Origin of the sequence: uncultured Porphyromonas sp., assembly GCF_934359325.1 — a bacterium.
In the GTDB taxonomy this organism is placed as follows: Bacteria; Bacteroidota; Bacteroidia; order Bacteroidales; family Porphyromonadaceae; genus Porphyromonas_A.
Map to the genome: position 1 here is coordinate 1 of NZ_CAKRLH010000004.1, position 18,378 is coordinate 18,378.

General features: G+C 54.7%; 14 protein-coding genes and 1 tRNA gene. 7 read left to right on the top strand and 8 right to left on the bottom strand.

Translation table 11 applies throughout. The annotated features are described in order from the left end of the window. Positions 1 to 50: 50 nt before the first annotated feature. The 6 genes from Q0F21_RS00445 to Q0F21_RS00470 are packed head-to-tail and all read right to left on the bottom strand — an operon-like array spanning position 51 to position 8,118. Complete coding sequence (locus Q0F21_RS00445) at positions 51 to 2,564, bottom strand: prolyl oligopeptidase family serine peptidase (RefSeq protein ID WP_297236373.1); 2,514 nt, start codon at positions 2,562 to 2,564, stop codon at positions 51 to 53. Continuing rightward, a complete protein-coding gene (gene ispE / locus Q0F21_RS00450; protein WP_297236374.1) occupies positions 2,561 to 3,355 on the bottom strand; it encodes a 4-(cytidine 5'-diphospho)-2-C-methyl-D-erythritol kinase in 795 nt (264 codons plus the stop codon). Before ispE ends, Q0F21_RS00445 begins: the two co-directional genes overlap by 4 nt. A gap of 3 nt (positions 3,356 to 3,358) precedes the next feature. Further along, positions 3,359 to 4,207, bottom strand: a complete 849-nt coding sequence (gene nfo / locus Q0F21_RS00455) for a deoxyribonuclease IV (RefSeq protein ID WP_297236375.1) — start codon at positions 4,205 to 4,207, stop codon at positions 3,359 to 3,361. Positions 4,208 to 4,220: 13 nt separating this feature from the next. Further along, on the bottom strand, positions 4,221 to 6,053 hold the full coding sequence (locus Q0F21_RS00460; RefSeq protein WP_297236376.1) for an alpha-L-fucosidase: 1,833 nt from the start codon (positions 6,051 to 6,053) through the stop codon (positions 4,221 to 4,223). Beyond that, entirely contained in the window at positions 6,037 to 6,900 is an 864-nt protein-coding gene (locus Q0F21_RS00465) for a type II CAAX endopeptidase family protein (protein ID WP_297236377.1), read from the bottom strand. The genes Q0F21_RS00460 and Q0F21_RS00465 overlap by 17 nt, the downstream gene beginning before the upstream one ends. A gap of 36 nt (positions 6,901 to 6,936) precedes the next feature. Beyond that, complete coding sequence (locus tag Q0F21_RS00470) at positions 6,937 to 8,118, bottom strand: Xaa-Pro peptidase family protein (protein WP_297236378.1); 1,182 nt, start codon at positions 8,116 to 8,118, stop codon at positions 6,937 to 6,939. Between the two features lie 771 nt (positions 8,119 to 8,889). On the opposite strand from Q0F21_RS00470, the gene Q0F21_RS00475 reads away from it, so the two are divergent. The 7 genes from Q0F21_RS00475 to Q0F21_RS00505 all read left to right on the top strand — a co-directional run bounded on the left by Q0F21_RS00475 (position 8,890) and on the right by Q0F21_RS00505 (position 14,171). Beyond that, a tRNA-Phe gene (locus Q0F21_RS00475) sits at positions 8,890 to 8,961 on the top strand. A 235-nt stretch (positions 8,962 to 9,196) separates the two neighbouring features. Beyond that, complete coding sequence (locus Q0F21_RS00480) at positions 9,197 to 9,415, top strand: hypothetical protein (protein WP_018107399.1); 219 nt, start codon at positions 9,197 to 9,199, stop codon at positions 9,413 to 9,415. A gap of 129 nt (positions 9,416 to 9,544) precedes the next feature. Continuing rightward, positions 9,545 to 10,183 (top strand): OmpH family outer membrane protein, encoded by a 639-nt coding sequence (locus Q0F21_RS00485; RefSeq protein ID WP_297236379.1) that lies wholly within the window; start codon positions 9,545 to 9,547, stop codon positions 10,181 to 10,183. A 118-nt stretch (positions 10,184 to 10,301) separates the two neighbouring features. After that, positions 10,302 to 11,069 carry a tRNA pseudouridine(38-40) synthase TruA gene (truA, locus tag Q0F21_RS00490; RefSeq protein ID WP_297236380.1) on the top strand — a complete coding sequence of 256 codons (768 nt, stop codon included), beginning with the start codon at positions 10,302 to 10,304 and terminating at the stop codon, positions 11,067 to 11,069. Positions 11,070 to 11,253: 184 nt separating this feature from the next. Beyond that, complete coding sequence (locus Q0F21_RS00495; protein WP_297236381.1) at positions 11,254 to 11,472, top strand: hypothetical protein; 219 nt, start codon at positions 11,254 to 11,256, stop codon at positions 11,470 to 11,472. A 24-nt stretch (positions 11,473 to 11,496) separates the two neighbouring features. After that, positions 11,497 to 13,143, top strand: a complete 1,647-nt coding sequence (locus Q0F21_RS00500; protein ID WP_297236382.1) for a diphosphate--fructose-6-phosphate 1-phosphotransferase — start codon at positions 11,497 to 11,499, stop codon at positions 13,141 to 13,143. Positions 13,144 to 13,250: 107 nt separating this feature from the next. Further along, entirely contained in the window at positions 13,251 to 14,171 is a 921-nt protein-coding gene (locus tag Q0F21_RS00505; protein ID WP_297236383.1) for an NAD(+)/NADH kinase, read from the top strand. Here Q0F21_RS00505 and Q0F21_RS00510 read toward each other — a convergent pair. Continuing rightward, on the bottom strand, positions 14,168 to 16,135 hold the full coding sequence (locus Q0F21_RS00510) for a DUF4954 family protein (protein WP_297236384.1): 1,968 nt from the start codon (positions 16,133 to 16,135) through the stop codon (positions 14,168 to 14,170). The two genes, Q0F21_RS00505 and Q0F21_RS00510, sit on opposite strands and share 4 nt — an antisense overlap. Before the next feature lie 127 nt (positions 16,136 to 16,262). Beyond that, a complete protein-coding gene (gene gyrB / locus Q0F21_RS00515) occupies positions 16,263 to 18,227 on the bottom strand; it encodes a DNA topoisomerase (ATP-hydrolyzing) subunit B (RefSeq protein ID WP_297236385.1) in 1,965 nt (654 codons plus the stop codon). Between the last annotated feature and the right edge of the window lie 151 nt (positions 18,228 to 18,378).

The window sequence follows — 18,378 nt, forward strand, 5'->3', positions numbered from 1 at the left end:
CTGCCGGTCGGCAGAGAGACCTCTCTTATCTTAGTGGAGACCCTATGGGATCAGTAGTGCCGCTCAGGGTACATATCGTCCCACCAGGTGGGGTCATCCTTGAGCCACTTCTGGAACCATGCCATCATCGATCGCATCCATATCTGACGGCGGTGAAGCTCCATCACGTGGTGATCCTCGCCGTAGACGCGGATCATCTCCACCGGTCGTCCGAGGATCTTGAGCGCATTATAGAGCTGGACACTCTCACCGAAGGGGACATTGGTGTCCGATGTGCCGTGAGTGAGGAGGAGGGGGGTATGGATCTTGTCGGCACGGAAGAGCGGGCTGTGCTTGGCATAGAGATCAGGATTATTCCACGGATAACTATCGGTACTGGCAACCGTGCTGTATCCGATGCCCCAGGTGCCCTGTCCCCAGTAGGAGGAGAGCGCACTGATGCCGGCATGGCTGATGGCGCAAGCAAAGAGATCGGTCTTGGTGAGGAGATACTGGGTCATAAAGCCTCCGTAGCTGGCACCAAAGCAGCCGATCCGCTTGCCATTGACATAGGAGTGGCTGTCGACAAAACCCTTCGTCGCAGCGATGATCTCGTCAGCCGTCCGGTCACCCCAGGCATTGACATGCCGTGCGGCATACTCTTGTCCCCAGCCAATGGTTCCACTGGGATTAAGCACCAGCACGACATAGTCCTGTGCGGCATACATAGGCTGAGAGTAGTACCAGTCAAACATCCGCCCCACGGGAGACGTTCCTCCATAGTAGTACACGAGGAGCGGGTACTTCTTCTGAGGGTCAAAGAAAGGAGGCAGATAGAAGCGCCCCGGGACCTGACCACCATCCGGCATGGTGAAGCTCCAGTCCTCCACGCTTCCCACCTTCAGATCCTTCATCCGCTCTGAGGCAAGATCTCTGAGGACTGAGGAGGTGCGGTGTGTGACATCTCCCAGGTAAGCATTTGCTACCCTATTGGTACTCTCACCGATGTAAGCAAAGGACTTGCACTGAGCATCCACGTCGTAGGATCCTACGTAGTCCACGCTCACCGGCAGGAGGGTGATCTTGCCACTCCTGAGGTCGAGCGTGTATAGCCGCTGGTAGTCGCGATCTGAGGCGCGGAAGACTGCCTGCATCCGATCCTGAGCAGGACGGATGGACTGCACGGAGGGGGCAAAGTCCTTCGTGAAGACCCTTGCCGTCCCACTCTTCCTGTCGTAGAGATAGATATCCGTCTCGTACGTATTGGTGATCATACCCTCCGGAAGGTTTCGTCCAATACCATTAAAGGCCTCCGGATTGCCCAGGATCAGCAATTTATCCGAGTCGCCGGTATAGCCGACATAGGAGAGATCAGGAGTGGGAGTAAAGAGGGTATCGACCGCCATCGTCTCCAGATCCATCTCGTAGTAGGCAGTGGCATAGAAGGGAGACTCCGTGACATCGTCATCCGTCACCGAGAAGATGATCCGCCTACTGTCGGGGCTAATATCCTCCAGCCCCACAGAGCGATAGCCGTAGGTGAGAGGACGATAGTCGCGCGTGGTGAAGTCAAAGAGGTAGAGGTCATAGCGTGTCCTCGGACCCATAAGCCCTCGGTGGTCATCGCGTCCGAGTGCCCGATCCACGTAGGAGGACTGCTTGTCACCGGTGGTCTCCTTATAGAAGATCAGACGATCCTCCGTAGGAGCTACGGTAAAGGAACCATCCGGTACAGCCTCGCAGAGGAGCTCCTCCGCACCCGAGGCGGGATCATAGGTCATCAGGCTTCTTCCGAGATCGGTCTTGACCGTGTAGTAGAGCCTGTCAGAGCGTGGTAGCCAGCTACCGCGTCCAGCGCCATCGGGCAGAGTCCCTATACGACGAGTCCCCTCATAGATCACGGAGGAGTAGTAACGCTTAAGGTCGGTAATACGGACCGAGGAGAGTATGGTATAGCGTCCACTCGGGGACATACTGACCCCTGTCAGAGTCTCCCCTGTGAGACCGAAGTCCATGCTCATATACTCAACGGGGTCGGTCCTAAGGGAGACGGTATGACCGGTTCGCTTGGGGACCACAGATATTACCAGCTCCACTGAGTCCCGAGCCTCGATAGTAATCGTCAGAGGTCGGCGTGCAGAGGGGTATATGGTCAGGTCAAATTGATCCTCACGAGAACTATCGAGTACTCTATTCTTCTGTCCTATAACTTTTCCATCAAAGGAGAGCTTGTAGGGCATCGTACAGGAGACCAAAAGAGTCGCCTTCTCATACGCAGTAGAGAGCAAGGCAGTCGACAGTCGGTACAGCTTACCACCCTTGAGCCGAATAACGGTGTCCGCCGGTGCGATCAAGTCCGACAACAAGGGGCTATCGGCTGCGACTGCGGGCTGATCCGTCGAGGTAGTAAAGGAGTCTCGGGACTTGCCATAGAGATTGACACTATCGGTCTGCATCGGAGCGATAAGCTTCGTCGCAGGTAGTGCCCGGTAGTGCAGGATGGTCAGGGTATCGGTCGGCAGAGCAGCTAATGCTTGTCCACCAACCAATACAGAAAGGACTAATGATAGGAGTACTTTCTTCAAAATAGATAAGAATATGTAGTGTAATGGGTAGAAAGTCGAGTCAGAGGAGCCATGCTCAGGGCATAGATGGAGGAGCCGGAGCCGGACATGGAAGCATAGGTGGCACCGGCAGCATAGAGCTGATCCTTGATCTCTGCCAGCTCAGGATGACGTGAAAAAACGGGTGTCTCGAAGTCGTTTACCACTCGGTTGCGCCACTCAGCCACCGGTCGCCTAAGGATCTCCTCGAGAGGCTCGGGCGGGGCGGAGATGTCTATTTCCTGATACGCCTCAGCTGTGGAGACATGGATCCCAGGTAGGATCAGAGTGAGTACCCAGCCGCTTAGATCGAGAGGGAAAGGGCTCAGTAGCTCCCCCACCCCACGCCCAATCTGAGGACTATTAGTGAGGAAGAATGGGCAGTCGGCACCAAGCCTTAGCGCCATATCCGCCAGCCGCCTATCCGACAGGTCGGGGGCATAAAGCTGCCTCAGCATCAGTAGCATCGAGGAGGCATCGGACGAGCCGCCCCCCAGACCGGCACCTGTGGGGATCCGCTTACGGAGGATCACCTCCAGTGGGGGAATAGCCACCCCCTCCTCACGCATGATCTCAACAGCCCGCACGACCAGGTTATGCTGCGGATCGCCAAAGCCTCCATCGTCAAGGGCATCACTCTCTGCCGGCACCACCTCTAAGGCATCACAGAGCGGGATCCGGTAGAAGAGCGTCTCCAACTCGTGGTAGCCGTCAGGTCTCACACCGGTGATGCGGAGACCAATATTGATCTTAGCCTGAGGAAAAGAGATCATCACTTACTTGGTCTCAAAGGTCCTCAACAAGGCGATCTCCTCAGCCCAGCGATCAGGATTGGGCGTCTCAAGGATCAGCGGGATATGATCAGTACGAGGATCGCGGATGATGCACTCGAAGAGAGCGATCCCGATCTCGCCATCCCCAAGCGACTCGTGACGGTCAACACGAGAACCCACCCCTTTCTTTGAGTCATTGAGGTGCATGCCGCAGAGATAGTCTAGCCCGATCAATTCCTCGTAGGACTTCATCATAGTCCGATATCCCTCCTCAGTCAGGATGTCATATCCTGCTGCGGTCGCATGGCAGGTGTCGATGCATACTCCGACACGACTCTTGTCCTCCACGGCATCTATGATCTCAGCGATCTGCTCAAAGGTAAAGCCGAGATTGGATCCCTGACCGGCGGTATTCTCTATCACAGCTTTCACTCCCTCCGTCCGTTCGAGGCAAATATTGATCCCCTCGGCGATCTGTGCCAGACACTCAGATACAGAGGTCTCACCGAGGTTGGCACCCGGGTGGAAGTTTACCATACTCAGCCCCAGCTGCTCACATCGCTGCATCTCATCCGTAAGGGCGTGACGGCTCTTCTTCATCACCTCCTCCCGAGGCGAGCCAAGGTTAATTAAGTAACTTGCATGGGGCAGGACGTAACGTGGCTCAAAACCGCACTCAGCCATATTGGTTTTGAAGGCTTCGATATCCTCTTCCTTCAGTGGCTTTGGGAACCACTGCCGCTGGTTTCGGGTAAAGAGAGCATACGCATTGGCACCGATCTCCTTCGCATTTAGCGGAGCATTCTGCACCCCGCCTGCGCTAGAGACGTGTGCGCCGATATATTTCGTCATTATAAGAATGGTATCAATAGAGTGTTACTTCAGTATCCTCTAGCGGCACACCATGTCCCTCCACTGTGGTGCCTGTGAGGCGGATCCCACTAAGCGGGTGGGCTTGGTCGAGCTTGACCTTCTGCGGGATCGGATTGTTGACAATATTTGAGAATTCACCCTTTGCCAGCGGCTGCCAGCTCTTACCATCCTTAGTTCCCTCCAGCAGGTAGGTAAAGGGGAGCGTCGTGGCATCACGACCCTTAGCAGGCGAGTAGATGAACCCCTGTACACTCAGCTCTCTGCCAAAGAGGATCTCTAAAGGGCTGACGCTCGATACAGTCCAACCTTGCTTGGAGAGGGGAGTGATTCCCGTCATCTCAGCGCCCGGCTCCGTGCCGATCAGCGGCGGCAGTACGAGAGCATTGATGTGACGAATGTATACTGAGCCTCCGCGACCCTCATCAATGACAAGACGGATCTTACTGTACCGAGCCTGCACCTCCAGTGGCAGAAGTCTTTTGTAACCTATGGTGGTTCCCTGAGCAATCTGAGACCAGGTGCCATCGTCCATCAGGCCATCGACGTGAAACTTCTCAACCCTCTGGCCACGAGATATGTCCTCCTGCAGGAGGATCACGCCCACCTGCATATCAGGATTAAGCTCTGTCACGATGCTTCCACCCACCTTGATCTCATGAGCAAGGTCCTCGGTGGCGGCGCGCTGCTCATTGAGCTGACGGATCCACTGACCAAATTCGCCAACACGCTTGACATCACGCTCATCCAGCAGTCCGTCTCTCGTAGGAGGAATATTGAGTAGGAGGACCGAGTTACGCCCCACAGACTGAAGGTAGATGTCAGACAGCTGCTTGAGAGACTTCGGTCCCTCCTCGGGGTGCCAGAACCATCCCGGACGGATCGACACGTCCACCTCACTCGGATACCAGTAGAGGGATCCTGCTTTGGCAAGCATATCCCGACTGCCGAGATCTCCTGCCATAGCGTTGATGTCAAGAGCCTTGTAGAGGCTGTCACTCTCGGGATAGGAGTCCGGTGAGAGGACCGTAGCACTCCACTCCGTCTCACGACCGAGACCACTCTCATTGCCGACCCAGCGAATGTCCTCGCCCATGATCGCACTGACGGCATTGGGCTGCAGCTTATGGATCGTGTCGAAGACCCGCTTCCAGTCATACTCCTGTACCTTTCCATTAGGTCCCTCTCCGCATGCGCCGTCAAACCACACCTCATCAATATCTCCATAGTCGGAGAGCAGCTCAGTGAGCTGAGCGATGTAGAGGTCATTGTAGTCCTTACCCGTTCCGTAAGATACGGCATTGCGGTCCCAGGGGGAGAGGTAGACACCCAGCTTCATGTCGTACTTCTTGCACGATGCTGACAGATCCCTCAAGACGTCGCCCTCGCCATTGCGCCATGGGGAGGACTTCACCGAGTGGTCCGTGGTCTCTGTCTGCCAGAGACAGAACCCATCGTGGTGCTTACAGGTAAGGATCACGAGGCGAAAGCCGGCATCCTTGAGGGTCTTCACCCACTGATCTGTGTCTAGATGCTCGGGGATGAAAATGGCGGGATCCTCTGTCCCATCGCCCCACTCCTGATTGGTGAAGGTATTGACCCCGAAGTGGATAAAGGCAGTCAGCTCCAGCTCCTGCCATGCCTGCTGCTTCTCAGAGGGGATCAGCTGTGAGGCCATCTCTACCTTAGTATCCAGCGTTGCTCCCTTGGGGAAGTCCACCCTCTGGGTGTAGTAGGTACTCTGCTTAGCTCCTTCGCAAGAGGTCATAAGCCCCAGTATAGGAAGCGACAGCACCAGGAGCGAGAGTAGTTTAGTCGATCGTTTCATGATATTCGGATTTCGTTCTTTGAGACATATACATTAGGATAATGACTATGGCGACGAGACAGACCAGAGAGATCAGTACGTAGACGACCCCTCCGGCAGGCGGACTCCACGGCTCAGAGTTTCCACTAAGCAGGAGCAGATATACGAGCAGATTATTCAGCGCATGCATCGGGACGGAGACCCTCAGTCCGCCATAGAGAGCGGCGTAACCCAGCAACACTCCCATAAAGGTACGGGACAGGAGTCCGCCCCACTCCATATGTATCAGAGAGAAGAGCAGAGCCACCACCCACACTGCCACGTGACCGCTGCGAGTGACTGACAGGACCCACTGCTGAAGCACTCCGCGAAAGAGATACTCCTCAGCCAGCGGAGCAACCACCACAAGCGCTATCAGCGCCAGCGCAATCCCGACCGCACTGTGATCGGATATCATCATCTCCGTGATGCGCTCCACTTGTGCCGAGAAAGGTGTAAACACCCACGGCTCCGGAATCCTCCTCATCAGATCCTCCAGCAGGGACGAGGGGACAAGCGCCAGGAGCGCTACCGACAGCCCAAGCACCACCTGCAGCCCACTCACCCGTGCAAGAGGGTGGAAGAATGGTCTCAGGTGCCGAGCCTTGTAGTATGTATTGAGTAAAAGGGGAGGAACCCAAAAGACCAACAGAGAAGAGCAGATCTGGGAGACAAGCAAAGACTCCGTCTCAGAGAGGGAGATCATACTCAGGACTGGAGTGATCAGGAAGGAGAACACCCCCGCCATGATCAGCATCACCGCAAAGAGGAAGACCAACTGGCTAAAGCGGGCGTTGCTCTCTCGGTCGTATGTGGGATGAATAGTCATAAGAGTGTAGTTACATCTCCCATCGATGAGACCGGCTCAGCAGAGCTTGACGAGTGTCCGTTCCGGGGTGGTGAGGCACTCCAGCCCATCCGACAGCACAAGGTAAGTGTCCTCGATCCCAAGCGCTCCGACACCGGGGAGGATGACTTTGGGCTCAAAGGCGATCACCATACCCTCCTCCAGCACACCCGACCAGCGACCGGTGAGGATCGGCAGCTCATTGATCTCCAGCCCGACGCCATGCCCCACGTAGCGGGCTCTAAGCTCATCACCCATAAAGTGATCCGCCACGCCAAATTGCTCCGCAAGGTGCAGGCAGTGATTGTATATCTCACCGATGGGGAAGCCGGGTTCTCCCACCTCCTCGAGCCACTCGTGCATACGTAGCGAGATCTCATGCCGGCGAAAAGCCTCATCGGGCAGACTGCCGACATAGTAAGTCCGCGTACAGTCCGACTGGTACTGAGAGTAGTCGCCCGCCAGATCCACCATCACCTCCTCACCTGGTCGGATCACGTGCCCAGCGGCTCCCAGAGGGAAGGAGGCAACACCTCTGCCGCCCATTGTGAAGTCGTAGGGCGAAGCGAAGGAGGCATTGTCTCCGGCGATGACACTACCCGAGAAGCTCTCCATCTGCGTCCCAAAGGTGCGGAAAAGACCGATCCAGCCACGCTTACGCATCTCATACTCGAGAGCAAACTGCCACTCCAGGTCGGTCATCCCAGGCTCATAGAGCTGAGGAGCAATCTCGTAGATCTCCGAGTGACGTGCGGCAGTCTCCCTGATCAGTCGGATCTCCCCCGGTGTCTTGATCATACGCACCTGACGTAGCAGATCCCCCGCATCAACGGAGCTGACGCCGGATGGAGAGAGCTTACTCAGTCGCTCATAGTCCACCTCTGTGAGGTAGCTCCTCTCGAGGGCGGTATGCTGATCGATGCGATACCCAAGAGGCTCAAGCGCCGCAGGGATCTGCTCAGGCTTCCGCACCGGAATCACCCTGGTGGGATCGTAGTCTGAGAGCCGATTGACTGTCCTGTCAGGGAAGTAGACCGGCTCACCCTCCCCAGACACATAGATCCATCCGGAGACTACACTCCCCGTCAGATAGAGCTGTGACGGGATACTCCGCAGGAGAAGGCTCTCGCAGCCCTCGTGGGACATGGCTTGTCTGATCTTGGCGAGCCGGCAGCTCAGCTCTTCCGGGGATAGCGACATAGGTATTAAGTAATAAAAGTGAGAATAGTTATCCGTTTGCACTGCTAAGATACCAAAGATTACGCTACATAGCTGAGTACAGGAGTCCATCTCTAGGGCTGATGCGTTTGAGACTCGTCCATTAGCAGCGTAACCGCATCCGCAAGGATGTCCGCTCCATAGGCATCGGTCTTCGCCACTTCGTGGCTCTACCGATGCTCAGGGAGTTTTTTCGTAACCCGACGCCTTGCGGGTCGCCATCACATCGGAGATGAGCGATAAGAGAGACCCTCCATCCGCTTGCCTAAGCATCAGCCTCTCTGACGGACATCTGATCCTTTACTGTAAGGCTCAAGCGCATCAGTCCTGCACCCCCCAAACTAAACCCGGTATTAGTGTTCACTAAACCCGGTAATAGTGATCACTAATACCGGGTTTAGAATTCACCGAACTCTATCCAGCTCGATACGATACTCCCCGGCGCCGGGGATCCCTGACGGATCCGTCTCCCGCCGGCATAGGGGATGAGTGTGACATCGTACAGGGGCGGGGTGAATGAGGAGGGGGACCAGCGGGTAAGTCCCTGTGGGAGTGGCGGGCGAGGTGAAAGTCAAATGCGTCAGCCCTGAGTCCATCTCATAGTCCTCGAGATGAGAAACTACTGGTGATCAGCCACTTGAGCCCTTACCTCTACGGCACGAGAAGTAAGGAAGCGACCTCGGAGCTTGCTTATCCAATATTTTATCTTACCTTTGCAGAGCAAAACGGGGAATCCCCCCGCAGTTACAAACCGGCGCGGTAGCTCAGTGGTAGAGCAATGGACTGAAAATCCATGTGTCCTTGGTTCAATTCCAAGTCGCGCCACTCCCTCCCCCGAAGCCCCTTAGGTGTAGATTATTTCTCACTTGAGGGGCTTCACTTTTTTCCAAATGGACGATCGGTCTGCCACCCTTGCCTCTGCGGATCGGCAAGAAGTGTTATAAGTCACTAAATAGAAGCCAAGAGCAATCGGAAGCGGCAAGAGAGGATTACGAAGAATGAATAAAAAGGGTATATTTGCCCTCGTAATCTGATCACTAAGGAATCGATAGCATAGGTTATGACCATAACACTCATACTGACACTAGCTCTGGTGGGGCTTGCGGTGTTGCTCTTAGGCGTAAGGGTCTTCTTCGTGGAGGGAGGCGAATTCCCTAAGACCGAGGTAGAGGATCAGCCTGCACTCCGAGCGAAGGGTCTGGTGTGCGGCCATAAGATCACCGCTCAGGAGATGAAGCATCGGGACCTCTACGATCGCATCCACTCCTCAGATGAGTAGATGCCCGGCATCCCTATGGTAGGCGGTCATCCCTCACCACTCATATCATACTGCTAATCTCGAAACTTACTCAAACCAAGCGGAGCACTCTTAGCCGCTATCGTGGCTACTGCTCCTATCATTACATCAATGAAGAACTCTACCAATACCATCATTACCGTCGTACTGGCGGTTGCTGTAGTTGCACTCTTTGTGCTCCACTTTACAGACCAGAGATCCAAGTCTCCCAAGGTCACTCCCATACAAGCAGGAGACTCATCGGTTGTTATGCCGATCGCATACGTTACCCTGGACAGCCTGATGAGCCAGTACAACTACGCTAAGGATGTCAATGACAAGCTTATGGCATCTGCTGAGACCAAGCAGGCAAACCTCAATGCCCAGGGACGACAGCTGGAGAAGGAGATGCAGGACTTCCAGTACAAGATGAATAACAATGCCTTCTTCAGCCAGGAGCGTGCCGAGCGTGAGTACCAGAGACTCGGGAAGAAGCAGCAGGACTTCCAGCTGCTCCAGCAGAAGCTCTCCGGCGAGCTGATGGAGGAGCAGGCCAAGACTATGAAGGCGCTATCGGATACGATCTGGTCTCAGATCCGTACCTACAATGAGCTCCACGGACACTACCAGGTGATCCTCTCTAATCAGGGCGGCTCCATCATCTACTCCGTCCCGATGTACGACATCACCGAGGAGGTGGTCAAGTATCTCAACGAGCAGTACGACCCCTCCAAGAGTAACCCTGAGAAGGAGGAGACGAAGAAGAAGTAAGCCCCCTCTCTCCACATCTAAGTATACCCCAAGGATGGCTTGACCCATCCGACAAAGACGAAGTCCCACAGAGATCCACATAGAGGAGCGCTGTGGGACTTTTTTATAATAAAAGCCAATGAGGTACTTCCTCTACTTAGCCTACGATGGCACCGACTTTCTCGGCTGGCAGATACAGCCCGCGGGACGCACTGTGCAGGGGGAGCTGGAGCAAAGGCTCTCCACCATGCTTCGCCGTCCCATCTCCATCACCGGCGCCGGGCGGACAGACGCGGGGGTACATGCCAGTCAGATGGTTTGCCACCTCAATCTCGACCTCTCCCTGGGAGAGATGGAGCAAGTGACCTACCGTCTGCGCCGCTTCCTTCCTCCGGACATCGCTCTGCTAGAGGTCAGGCGCGTGACGGAGGATGCCCATGCCCGATACGATGCGGTGAGTCGCCGCTACGGGTACCACGTGAGGACCAAGGCATCACCCTTTACCAGGAAGTACTGCACCCTTGTCCTTGAGACACTGGACTTTGCGGCTATGAACGAAGCGGCCTCGCACCTCATCGGAGAGCACGACTTCACCACATTCTCCAAGAAGCACTCGCAAGTCAAGACGCACATCTGCACCGTCACGGAGGCCAGGTGGGTGAGAGACTCCTCCTTCGGTGAGTGTTGCTACACCTTTCACATCACAGCCAATCGTTTCTTGAGAAATATGGTTCGTGGCATTGTAGGGACCTTATTTGAGGTGGGTAGGGGGAAAATGGAGCCATCGGACTTCGGAGACCTACTGACCGCCCGCGACAGATCCCTCTGCGGCTCGTCGGCACCCAGCGAGGGACTCTTTCTGGAGGAGGTGACTTACCCGGCCTCTATTTTCGAGTTCGATCAGTAGGGACAAGCTCTCATGAAGACGGCATCCGAGGGCACGCTCCTTTGGCACAAGTCTATTACGGGTAATAGTCGGAGGGCTAACCGAGGACAGATGAGAGAGTGCTTGAGAGGAGGATCCTGGAGGTGTGAAAAATGAGTATCTTTGTACTACTAGGTAAGAAGCATCACACTAATCCATTTTTACCATGCCGCCCGGACCAAAGTTTTTTCGTGGATTCAGAGCAGTCGCATTAGCAGGAGTCGTCATCTCTGTTATTGGCGCCATTGTCTGCTTCATTTTCTTAGCAGGCTGGATGAAGTCCTACTTTGGACTATTGTGCCTGATACTGGCACTGAATTTCGGTCTGATGCTCTACTTCATCAGTCACAACGATCCATCCAAGAGGGGGAAGAAAGAGGAATAAACATCACACACTTATACACATCTTATGAGAGTAAGCGAACTACAGAGAGAAAGAAAGTCCTACCAGCCCAAGATGCCTAACGTGCTCAAGGGTAAGCTGCACGCCGTCAAGGGTGAGCCGACTGAATCGGTGGCTGATCAGGAGAGAGTCAAGGAGCTCTTCCCCTATACCTACGGAATGCCGAGCATCACCTTCGAGGAGGGAGAGGATGCCGGTGCCAAGCACGAGCCGATCAATGTAGGTGTCCTCCTGTCCGGTGGTCAAGCCCCCGGCGGACACAACGTGATCGCCGGTATCTTTGATGGGATCAAGGCACTCAATCCTCAGAGCAGACTCTACGGATTCCTGATGGGTCCTTCTGGTCTGATCGAGCACAAGTATATCGAGCTCACCGGAGAGATCATCGACGAGTATCGTAATACGGGCGGATTTGACATGATCGGCTCCGGACGTACCAAGCTGGAGACTAAGGATCAGTTCGACAGTGGACTCGAGATCCTGCGCAAGCTCGGGATCTCTGCTCTCGTGATCGTCGGTGGTGATGACTCCAATACCAATGCTTGCGTACTCGCCGAGTACTACAAGTCGATCGATGCAGGAGTGCAGGTGATCGGCTGCCCCAAGACGATCGATGGAGACCTCAAGAATGAGCAGATAGAGACCTCCTTTGGCTTTGACACCGCCACAAAGGTCTACTCTGAGATCATCGGTAATATCGAGCGTGACTGCAACTCGGCGCGGAAGTACTGGCACTTCATCAAGGTGATGGGACGCTCTGCCTCTCACATCGCACTCGAGTGCGCTCTCCAGACGCAGCCCAATATCTGCCTCATCTCTGAGGAGGTGGAGGAGAAGAAGCAGTCTCTCAGTCAAATCGTAGAGTACATCGCCTCGATTGTAGCCAAGCGTGCTGCTGAGGGAAATAACTTCGGCGTAGCCCTGATTCCAGAGGGACTGATCGAGTTTATCCCCTCCATGCGTAGCCTCATCAGTGAGCTGAATGATCTCCTCGCCAAGGAGGGTGACGACTTTGCCCGCACTCCGAAGGAGGAGCAGCTGGAGTTTATCGCTTCACGTCTCTCTGCAGAGAACGCCGAGACCTTCCGCTCCCTACCGGATACGGTTGCTTTCCAGATCGCCGGAGAGAGAGACCCACACGGCAACGTACAGGTGTCACTCATCGAGACGGAGAAACTCCTCTCGGGTATGGTGGCGAAGAAACTCGCAGAGTGGAAGAAGGAGGGGAAGTACGAGGGCTCCTTCAAGACCCAGCATCACTTCCTTGGATATGAGGGTCGCTGCGCCGCACCGTCCAATTTTGATGCAGACTACTGCTATACGCTCGGCTTTACGGCCAGTAAGCTGATCGAGGCCGGTCTGACGGGATACATGAGCTCAGTGCAGAACCTCACGAGGGAGGTATCCGAGTGGATTGCGGGTGGTACTCCGATCACGATGATGTTCAATATTGAGCGCCGTGGTGGTAAGGACAAGCCGGTGATCCGCAAGGCACTTGTTGATCTGGAGGGTGCTCCCTTCAGAGAGTTTGAGAGCCATCGCGAGGAGTGGTCTAAGGAGACAGCATTCGTCTATCCTGGCCCGATCCAGTACTGGGGTCCGAGCTCTGTCTGTGATCGTCCTACCAAGACTATTCTCCTTGAGCACAAGTAAGATCTGACAGCAGTATATTAGCTAAGGGGCGAGATCGGTACATTCTGATCTTGCCCCTTTTGCTATATTTGCCTACGAGGATTATCAAAGACCTTTAGAGTAGATTTATGAGGATACACATCATAGGCTCGACCCATCAGACCGCCTCACCCGATACCCTCCGTGGCATCTTAGACCTACTGACGGCTGACAGTACGGACGAGGTAACCATAGACAGCCGGTTTTTTGGATACCTGATCCAGCACGATATGGCTCCTTCGGGCGTGAAGACCTATCCCCTCAGCGGGACTATTGACACAGATCTGATGGTCTGCATCGGAGGGGACGGCACATTCCTGAGAGGGGCAAAGCTGGTCGCCGGCACTGAGGCTGGGATCATCGGTCTGAACTCCGGGCACCTGGGCTTCCTCTCCAGCATGCAGCCCGATATCCTCTCTTCCTACTGGGACGAGATACGATCCGGAGGGGCTCAGGTGGACGAGCGTACTACTCTGGAGGCTGTGGTGACCTCTCCAGAGGGTAAGGTCCTTCATCAGGGGATTGCGCTCAACGAAGTCTCCATCATCAGGCGAGACATACTGAGTATGATCCGTGTCACCACTAAGGTGTGCGGTCAGTGGATGGTCGATTATCAGGCTGATGGAGTTCTCGTGTCCACGCCTACCGGCTCCTCAGCCTATGCGCTGAGCGTAGGCGGACCTCTGGTTCACCCTGACTGCTCCACCCTCCTCATTGTTCCGATAGCGCCCCACTCCCTCACGATGCGCCCGATACTTATACCGGACAGCATGACGGTAGACTTCGAGATCAGCAGCCGCTCGGGGACTTTTGCCATCGCTCTGGACGGAAGAGGAAAGGACTTCCCGGACAATTGTAAGGTAACGGTACGCAAGTCGGATCGCACAGTCAGAGTGCTACATACTAGCAGTTACCAGTATTTCGACAATCTACGCAAGAAGCTGATGTGGGGGGCAGACTCTCGCACGGCAGACAGCGGCGATACAGACGAGACCTCAGAGTCAGACTAAAACCGTAACTGGCTGATGACCGAGTCGTAGAGACTCTGCTTCCGCTCCATATGCTCTCGGACACACTGGACATACACGTCTTGATCCAGCTCTTCATCGATGTCCAGCTGAGCAGTCATCGCAGATGATATCCGCCGATCGATTGCATGCTCCTTGGCCGCATCCTGGATGAGACAACGATCGATCGTAAGCACGGCATCGATCCATCGATCCAGCATCTCATAGATCACCTCAGCGGAGAGAGGCTCGGTTTTATTGAGGCAGTACCATCTGTAGATCAGGTCATAGCTCCAGTCCCACTCCAGCTCGTAGTATCTCTTATGCAGAGATCGGATCTGTCGGCTGAAGTCATCAAGCGTCGCGTATGCAGTCTCCCTTAAGCCATTAGCAAGTCGTTTCACCCCACGCTCTGGAGCGATCATGCCACATAAGTCGGTCCATGGACCTACTCCCTCATCGTGATCAGGTTGCAGTAGCTGATCCAGATCCATGATGCTGGTGATCTCGCGGCTACCCACTTTGTCCCGAATACGTGTGATGAGCGAGTTGCCGATAAACTTGTCTATCCCCAGTCTGTAGATCTTCATCCCATGGTGTAGGGCGGACGACTTGAGGTGGAGATTATGGTAAATATAAGTCTCATCGTGCTGACCCACAAAGTCAAGCAACTCCTGAAGCTTGCGATACCCCTGCTCCATCTTCCCCACAGAGTAGGGACTGAGGAGGTTGTAATTGACGCAGTCGAGCTTACAGTCATTCGGCCGCTTATCTCGCGAGGGCCACTTCTTGGCATCACGCATAGTACCGATGGTCAGAAGCGCTCGTCCCGGCACAAGGTAGGTCTCGTTATGATTCTCGATCACGTAACTAAAGGGGAAGGAGGAGGTATCCACGTGGTCCGTGTGTCTCCCCATAATCAGACTAAAGGGACCGATCCTCGAGGGCCAGAGGATATACGAGTCGCTTGAGGTCTTGCTCCCCCGCTCCACCACTCCGTGATGGATGGGACCGGTCTTGTAGAGATGATTACTCTGATTGGATCCCGATCCGGCATTGAGGAAAGAGAAAAATCCGGCGATCAGCAGGGAGCTCTTGTGCATCGAGACGGTGAAGGGACCCGCCACGATCGCAGCCGCCTCCCCATTCTCTAGATTACAATTACTGAATATCAGGGACTCATTGGCGGAGAAGAGATTGCCCACCTTGGCAGACTGTCCGACGAAGACCATATGAAGTGTGCAATTGTCTACCATCGAAGCACCTGCCGCTGCGATGAAGTGCCGACCGATCACTCCATTGCCCACCACAGCAGGGTATCCCGGTCGACTACAGAGGGAGAAGTCACTCAGGACTGAGGCACCGTCTATGATACTCCCGTCATCGATGTAGCCGTCCACGATCGTGCCAGTATTGACGATCCTCACATTGTCCCCTATCGTCCCCCGCTCCGAGCGACACTCCTCCACATCCTGGTCGATCAGTCGGATCAGCTCCTTCCGGGCGGGATCTGAGTCAGACAGGGTCACCAGTAGATAGGCGATCTGTGCGGTCAGCTTACGAGAGAGTGGCACCTCGATGCCACCCGTCTCATTGAGTACAGGCACGGGCACGCCGTTACCAAAGGTAGAGGAGCCGGACATATAGACAGCACTGACATTACTGATCGTTACGTCCTCTCCGATATCGTAGTCAGAGATACAGTCCCGGACGTTGGCGATATAGGCTCCGTTGCCGACTGTTGTGTCCTTCAATAGAGCATGACAGATGCCATTCTTTCGCCGGATCCCATACCGATCCACATGCGTGCCCGATAGGTCTCCAAGGGTGCAATGTCCCACCAACGTCACTTCAGTTAGCTGCGAGGGAGCGAAGGTCTCACTCACCACTATCTGGCTCCAGTCGTCCGACTGACATCCCCTATGCTTCTCAAGATCAGTAATCTCCTTCTGACTAAGCTGTCTCACAGCATTTATCTATTTATTTATAATACAACTCTACTAAAACACCGAGTGCGACCGACGCTTGTCAGCCGCACTCGATATAGCTTATCTGCTTACTCGTCCATGACGAAGAAGTTCTCTCATAAGCGGTTTATGCATCCACTGTGGCAAAGGTAGCATTCTCCCTGATGAAGTCTCTGCGAGGCTCGACGTCCTCGCCCATCAGCATAGAGAAGACTCGATCAGCCTCGACAGCATTCTCGAGAGTAACCTGCTTGAGATAGCGTCCCTGCGGATCCATGGTCGTCTCCCACAGCTGACTCGCATCCATCTCACCAAGTCCCTTGTAGCGCTGAGTCAGGATCTTCGACTCATCGCCGGCTCCATACTGTGCAATGAAGTCGGCACGATCCTCATCATTGAAGCAGTAGTCGATCTTGTCCCCACTCCTGGTCCGACACTGATAGAGTGGCGGATTGGCAATATAAATGTATCCCTCCTCTACCAATGCTCTCATGTGACGGAAGAAGAAGGTGAGCAGCAGTGTCGCAATATGGGCTCCGTCCACATCGGCATCGGTCATGATGATCACCTTGTGGTACCTCAGCTTGGAGTAATTGAGCGCCTTGGGATCCTCCTCCGTACCGACAGAGACGCCGAGGGCGGTGTACATCGACTGGATCTCCTTATTCTCAAATACTCGGTGGGGCATCGCCTTCTCCACATTGAGTATCTTACCTCGCAGAGGAAGAATTGCTTGATACCTGGAGTCGCGCCCCAGCTTAGCCGTACCGCCTGCCGAGTCTCCCTCGACGAGGAAGAGCTCGCACTCCTCGGGATCACGGCTGCGACAGTCTGCCAGCTTGCCGGGCAGACCACCGGAGAACATCGGTCCCTTGCGTTGGACCATCTCTCTTGCTCTCTTGGCTGCCGTACGAGCCTTAGCCGCCAGGACCACCTTATCCACGATGGCACGAGCCTCCTTGGGGTGCTCCTCGAGGTACTCCGTCAGTGCATCGCTGACGGCAGAGTCGACGACACCGGTGATCTCTGAGTTTCCGAGCTTCGTCTTTGTCTGACCCTCAAACTGCGGCTCAGCCACCTTGATAGAGATCACAGCCGTCAGTCCCTCACGGAAGTCATCACCGGTGATCTCGACCTTCTCCTTCTCCAGGATACCTGAGTCATCGGCATACTTCTTCAGGGTACGGGTGAGTGCACGGCGGAAGCCGGTTAGATGTGTACCTCCCTCTCCGGTGTGGATGTTATTGACGTAGGTAAAGATATTCTCATTGAAGTCCGTATTGTACGTCATCGCCACCTCCACCGGCACGTCGTCGCGCACGGTGTCGATATCTATGACATCACTGATGAGCGGCTCCTTATTGGCATCCAGGTATCTGACAAAGTCCACCAGACCATGAGCGGAGTGGAATGACTCTCCGCGAGGATTACCATCCTCGTCCCTATCCCGGTAGTCCGTCAGTTGGATCTCCAGACCACCATTGAGGAATGCGAGCTCCCTCATACGCTCCTGGAGGACGGAGAACTGATACTGGGTGGTGGTGAAAATGGTGTCATCGGGGAGGAATGAAACCACCGTCCCACTGTGATCACTCTCTCCGATCACCTCCAGCTGAGTTACCGGCTTACCCTTCTCATACTCCTGGGCATAGATCTTACCATCGCGGTATACCTCCACACGCAGTTTCTTGGAGAGGGCATTCACACACGAGACACCCACACCGTGGAGTCCGCCGGAGACCTTGTAGGAGTTTTTATTGAACTTACCTCCGGCATGCAGCACGGTGAGCACGACCTCCACGGCAGGCTTGTGGAGCTTAGGATGCATATCCACCGGGATGCCTCGTCCGTTATCACGGACCGTGATCGAGTTGTCCTCATTGATATCCACCTCGATCCTATTGCAATAACCGGCCATCGCCTCATCGATAGAGTTGTCGACCACCTCATTGACTAAGTGGTGCAGTCCTCTCGAGCTGACGTCTCCGATATACATAGCCGGTCGCTTGCGGACCGCCTCCAGTCCCTCGAGGACCTGGATGTCGGACGCATCGTACACCTCTGGTTTGGGTGTCTCTATTTCGGTATTCATGAATTGATGATTCTCTTCTTTGTTACTATACAAAGATAGCGAAATAATGCGGATTTGGGAAGAAAAAAGGCACCCTTGTCCGGAGCTGCCGGACGATAGGGTATCTATGCTGAAATGCCCCGCTACACACGGATCCTTCTTTTACCGGTAT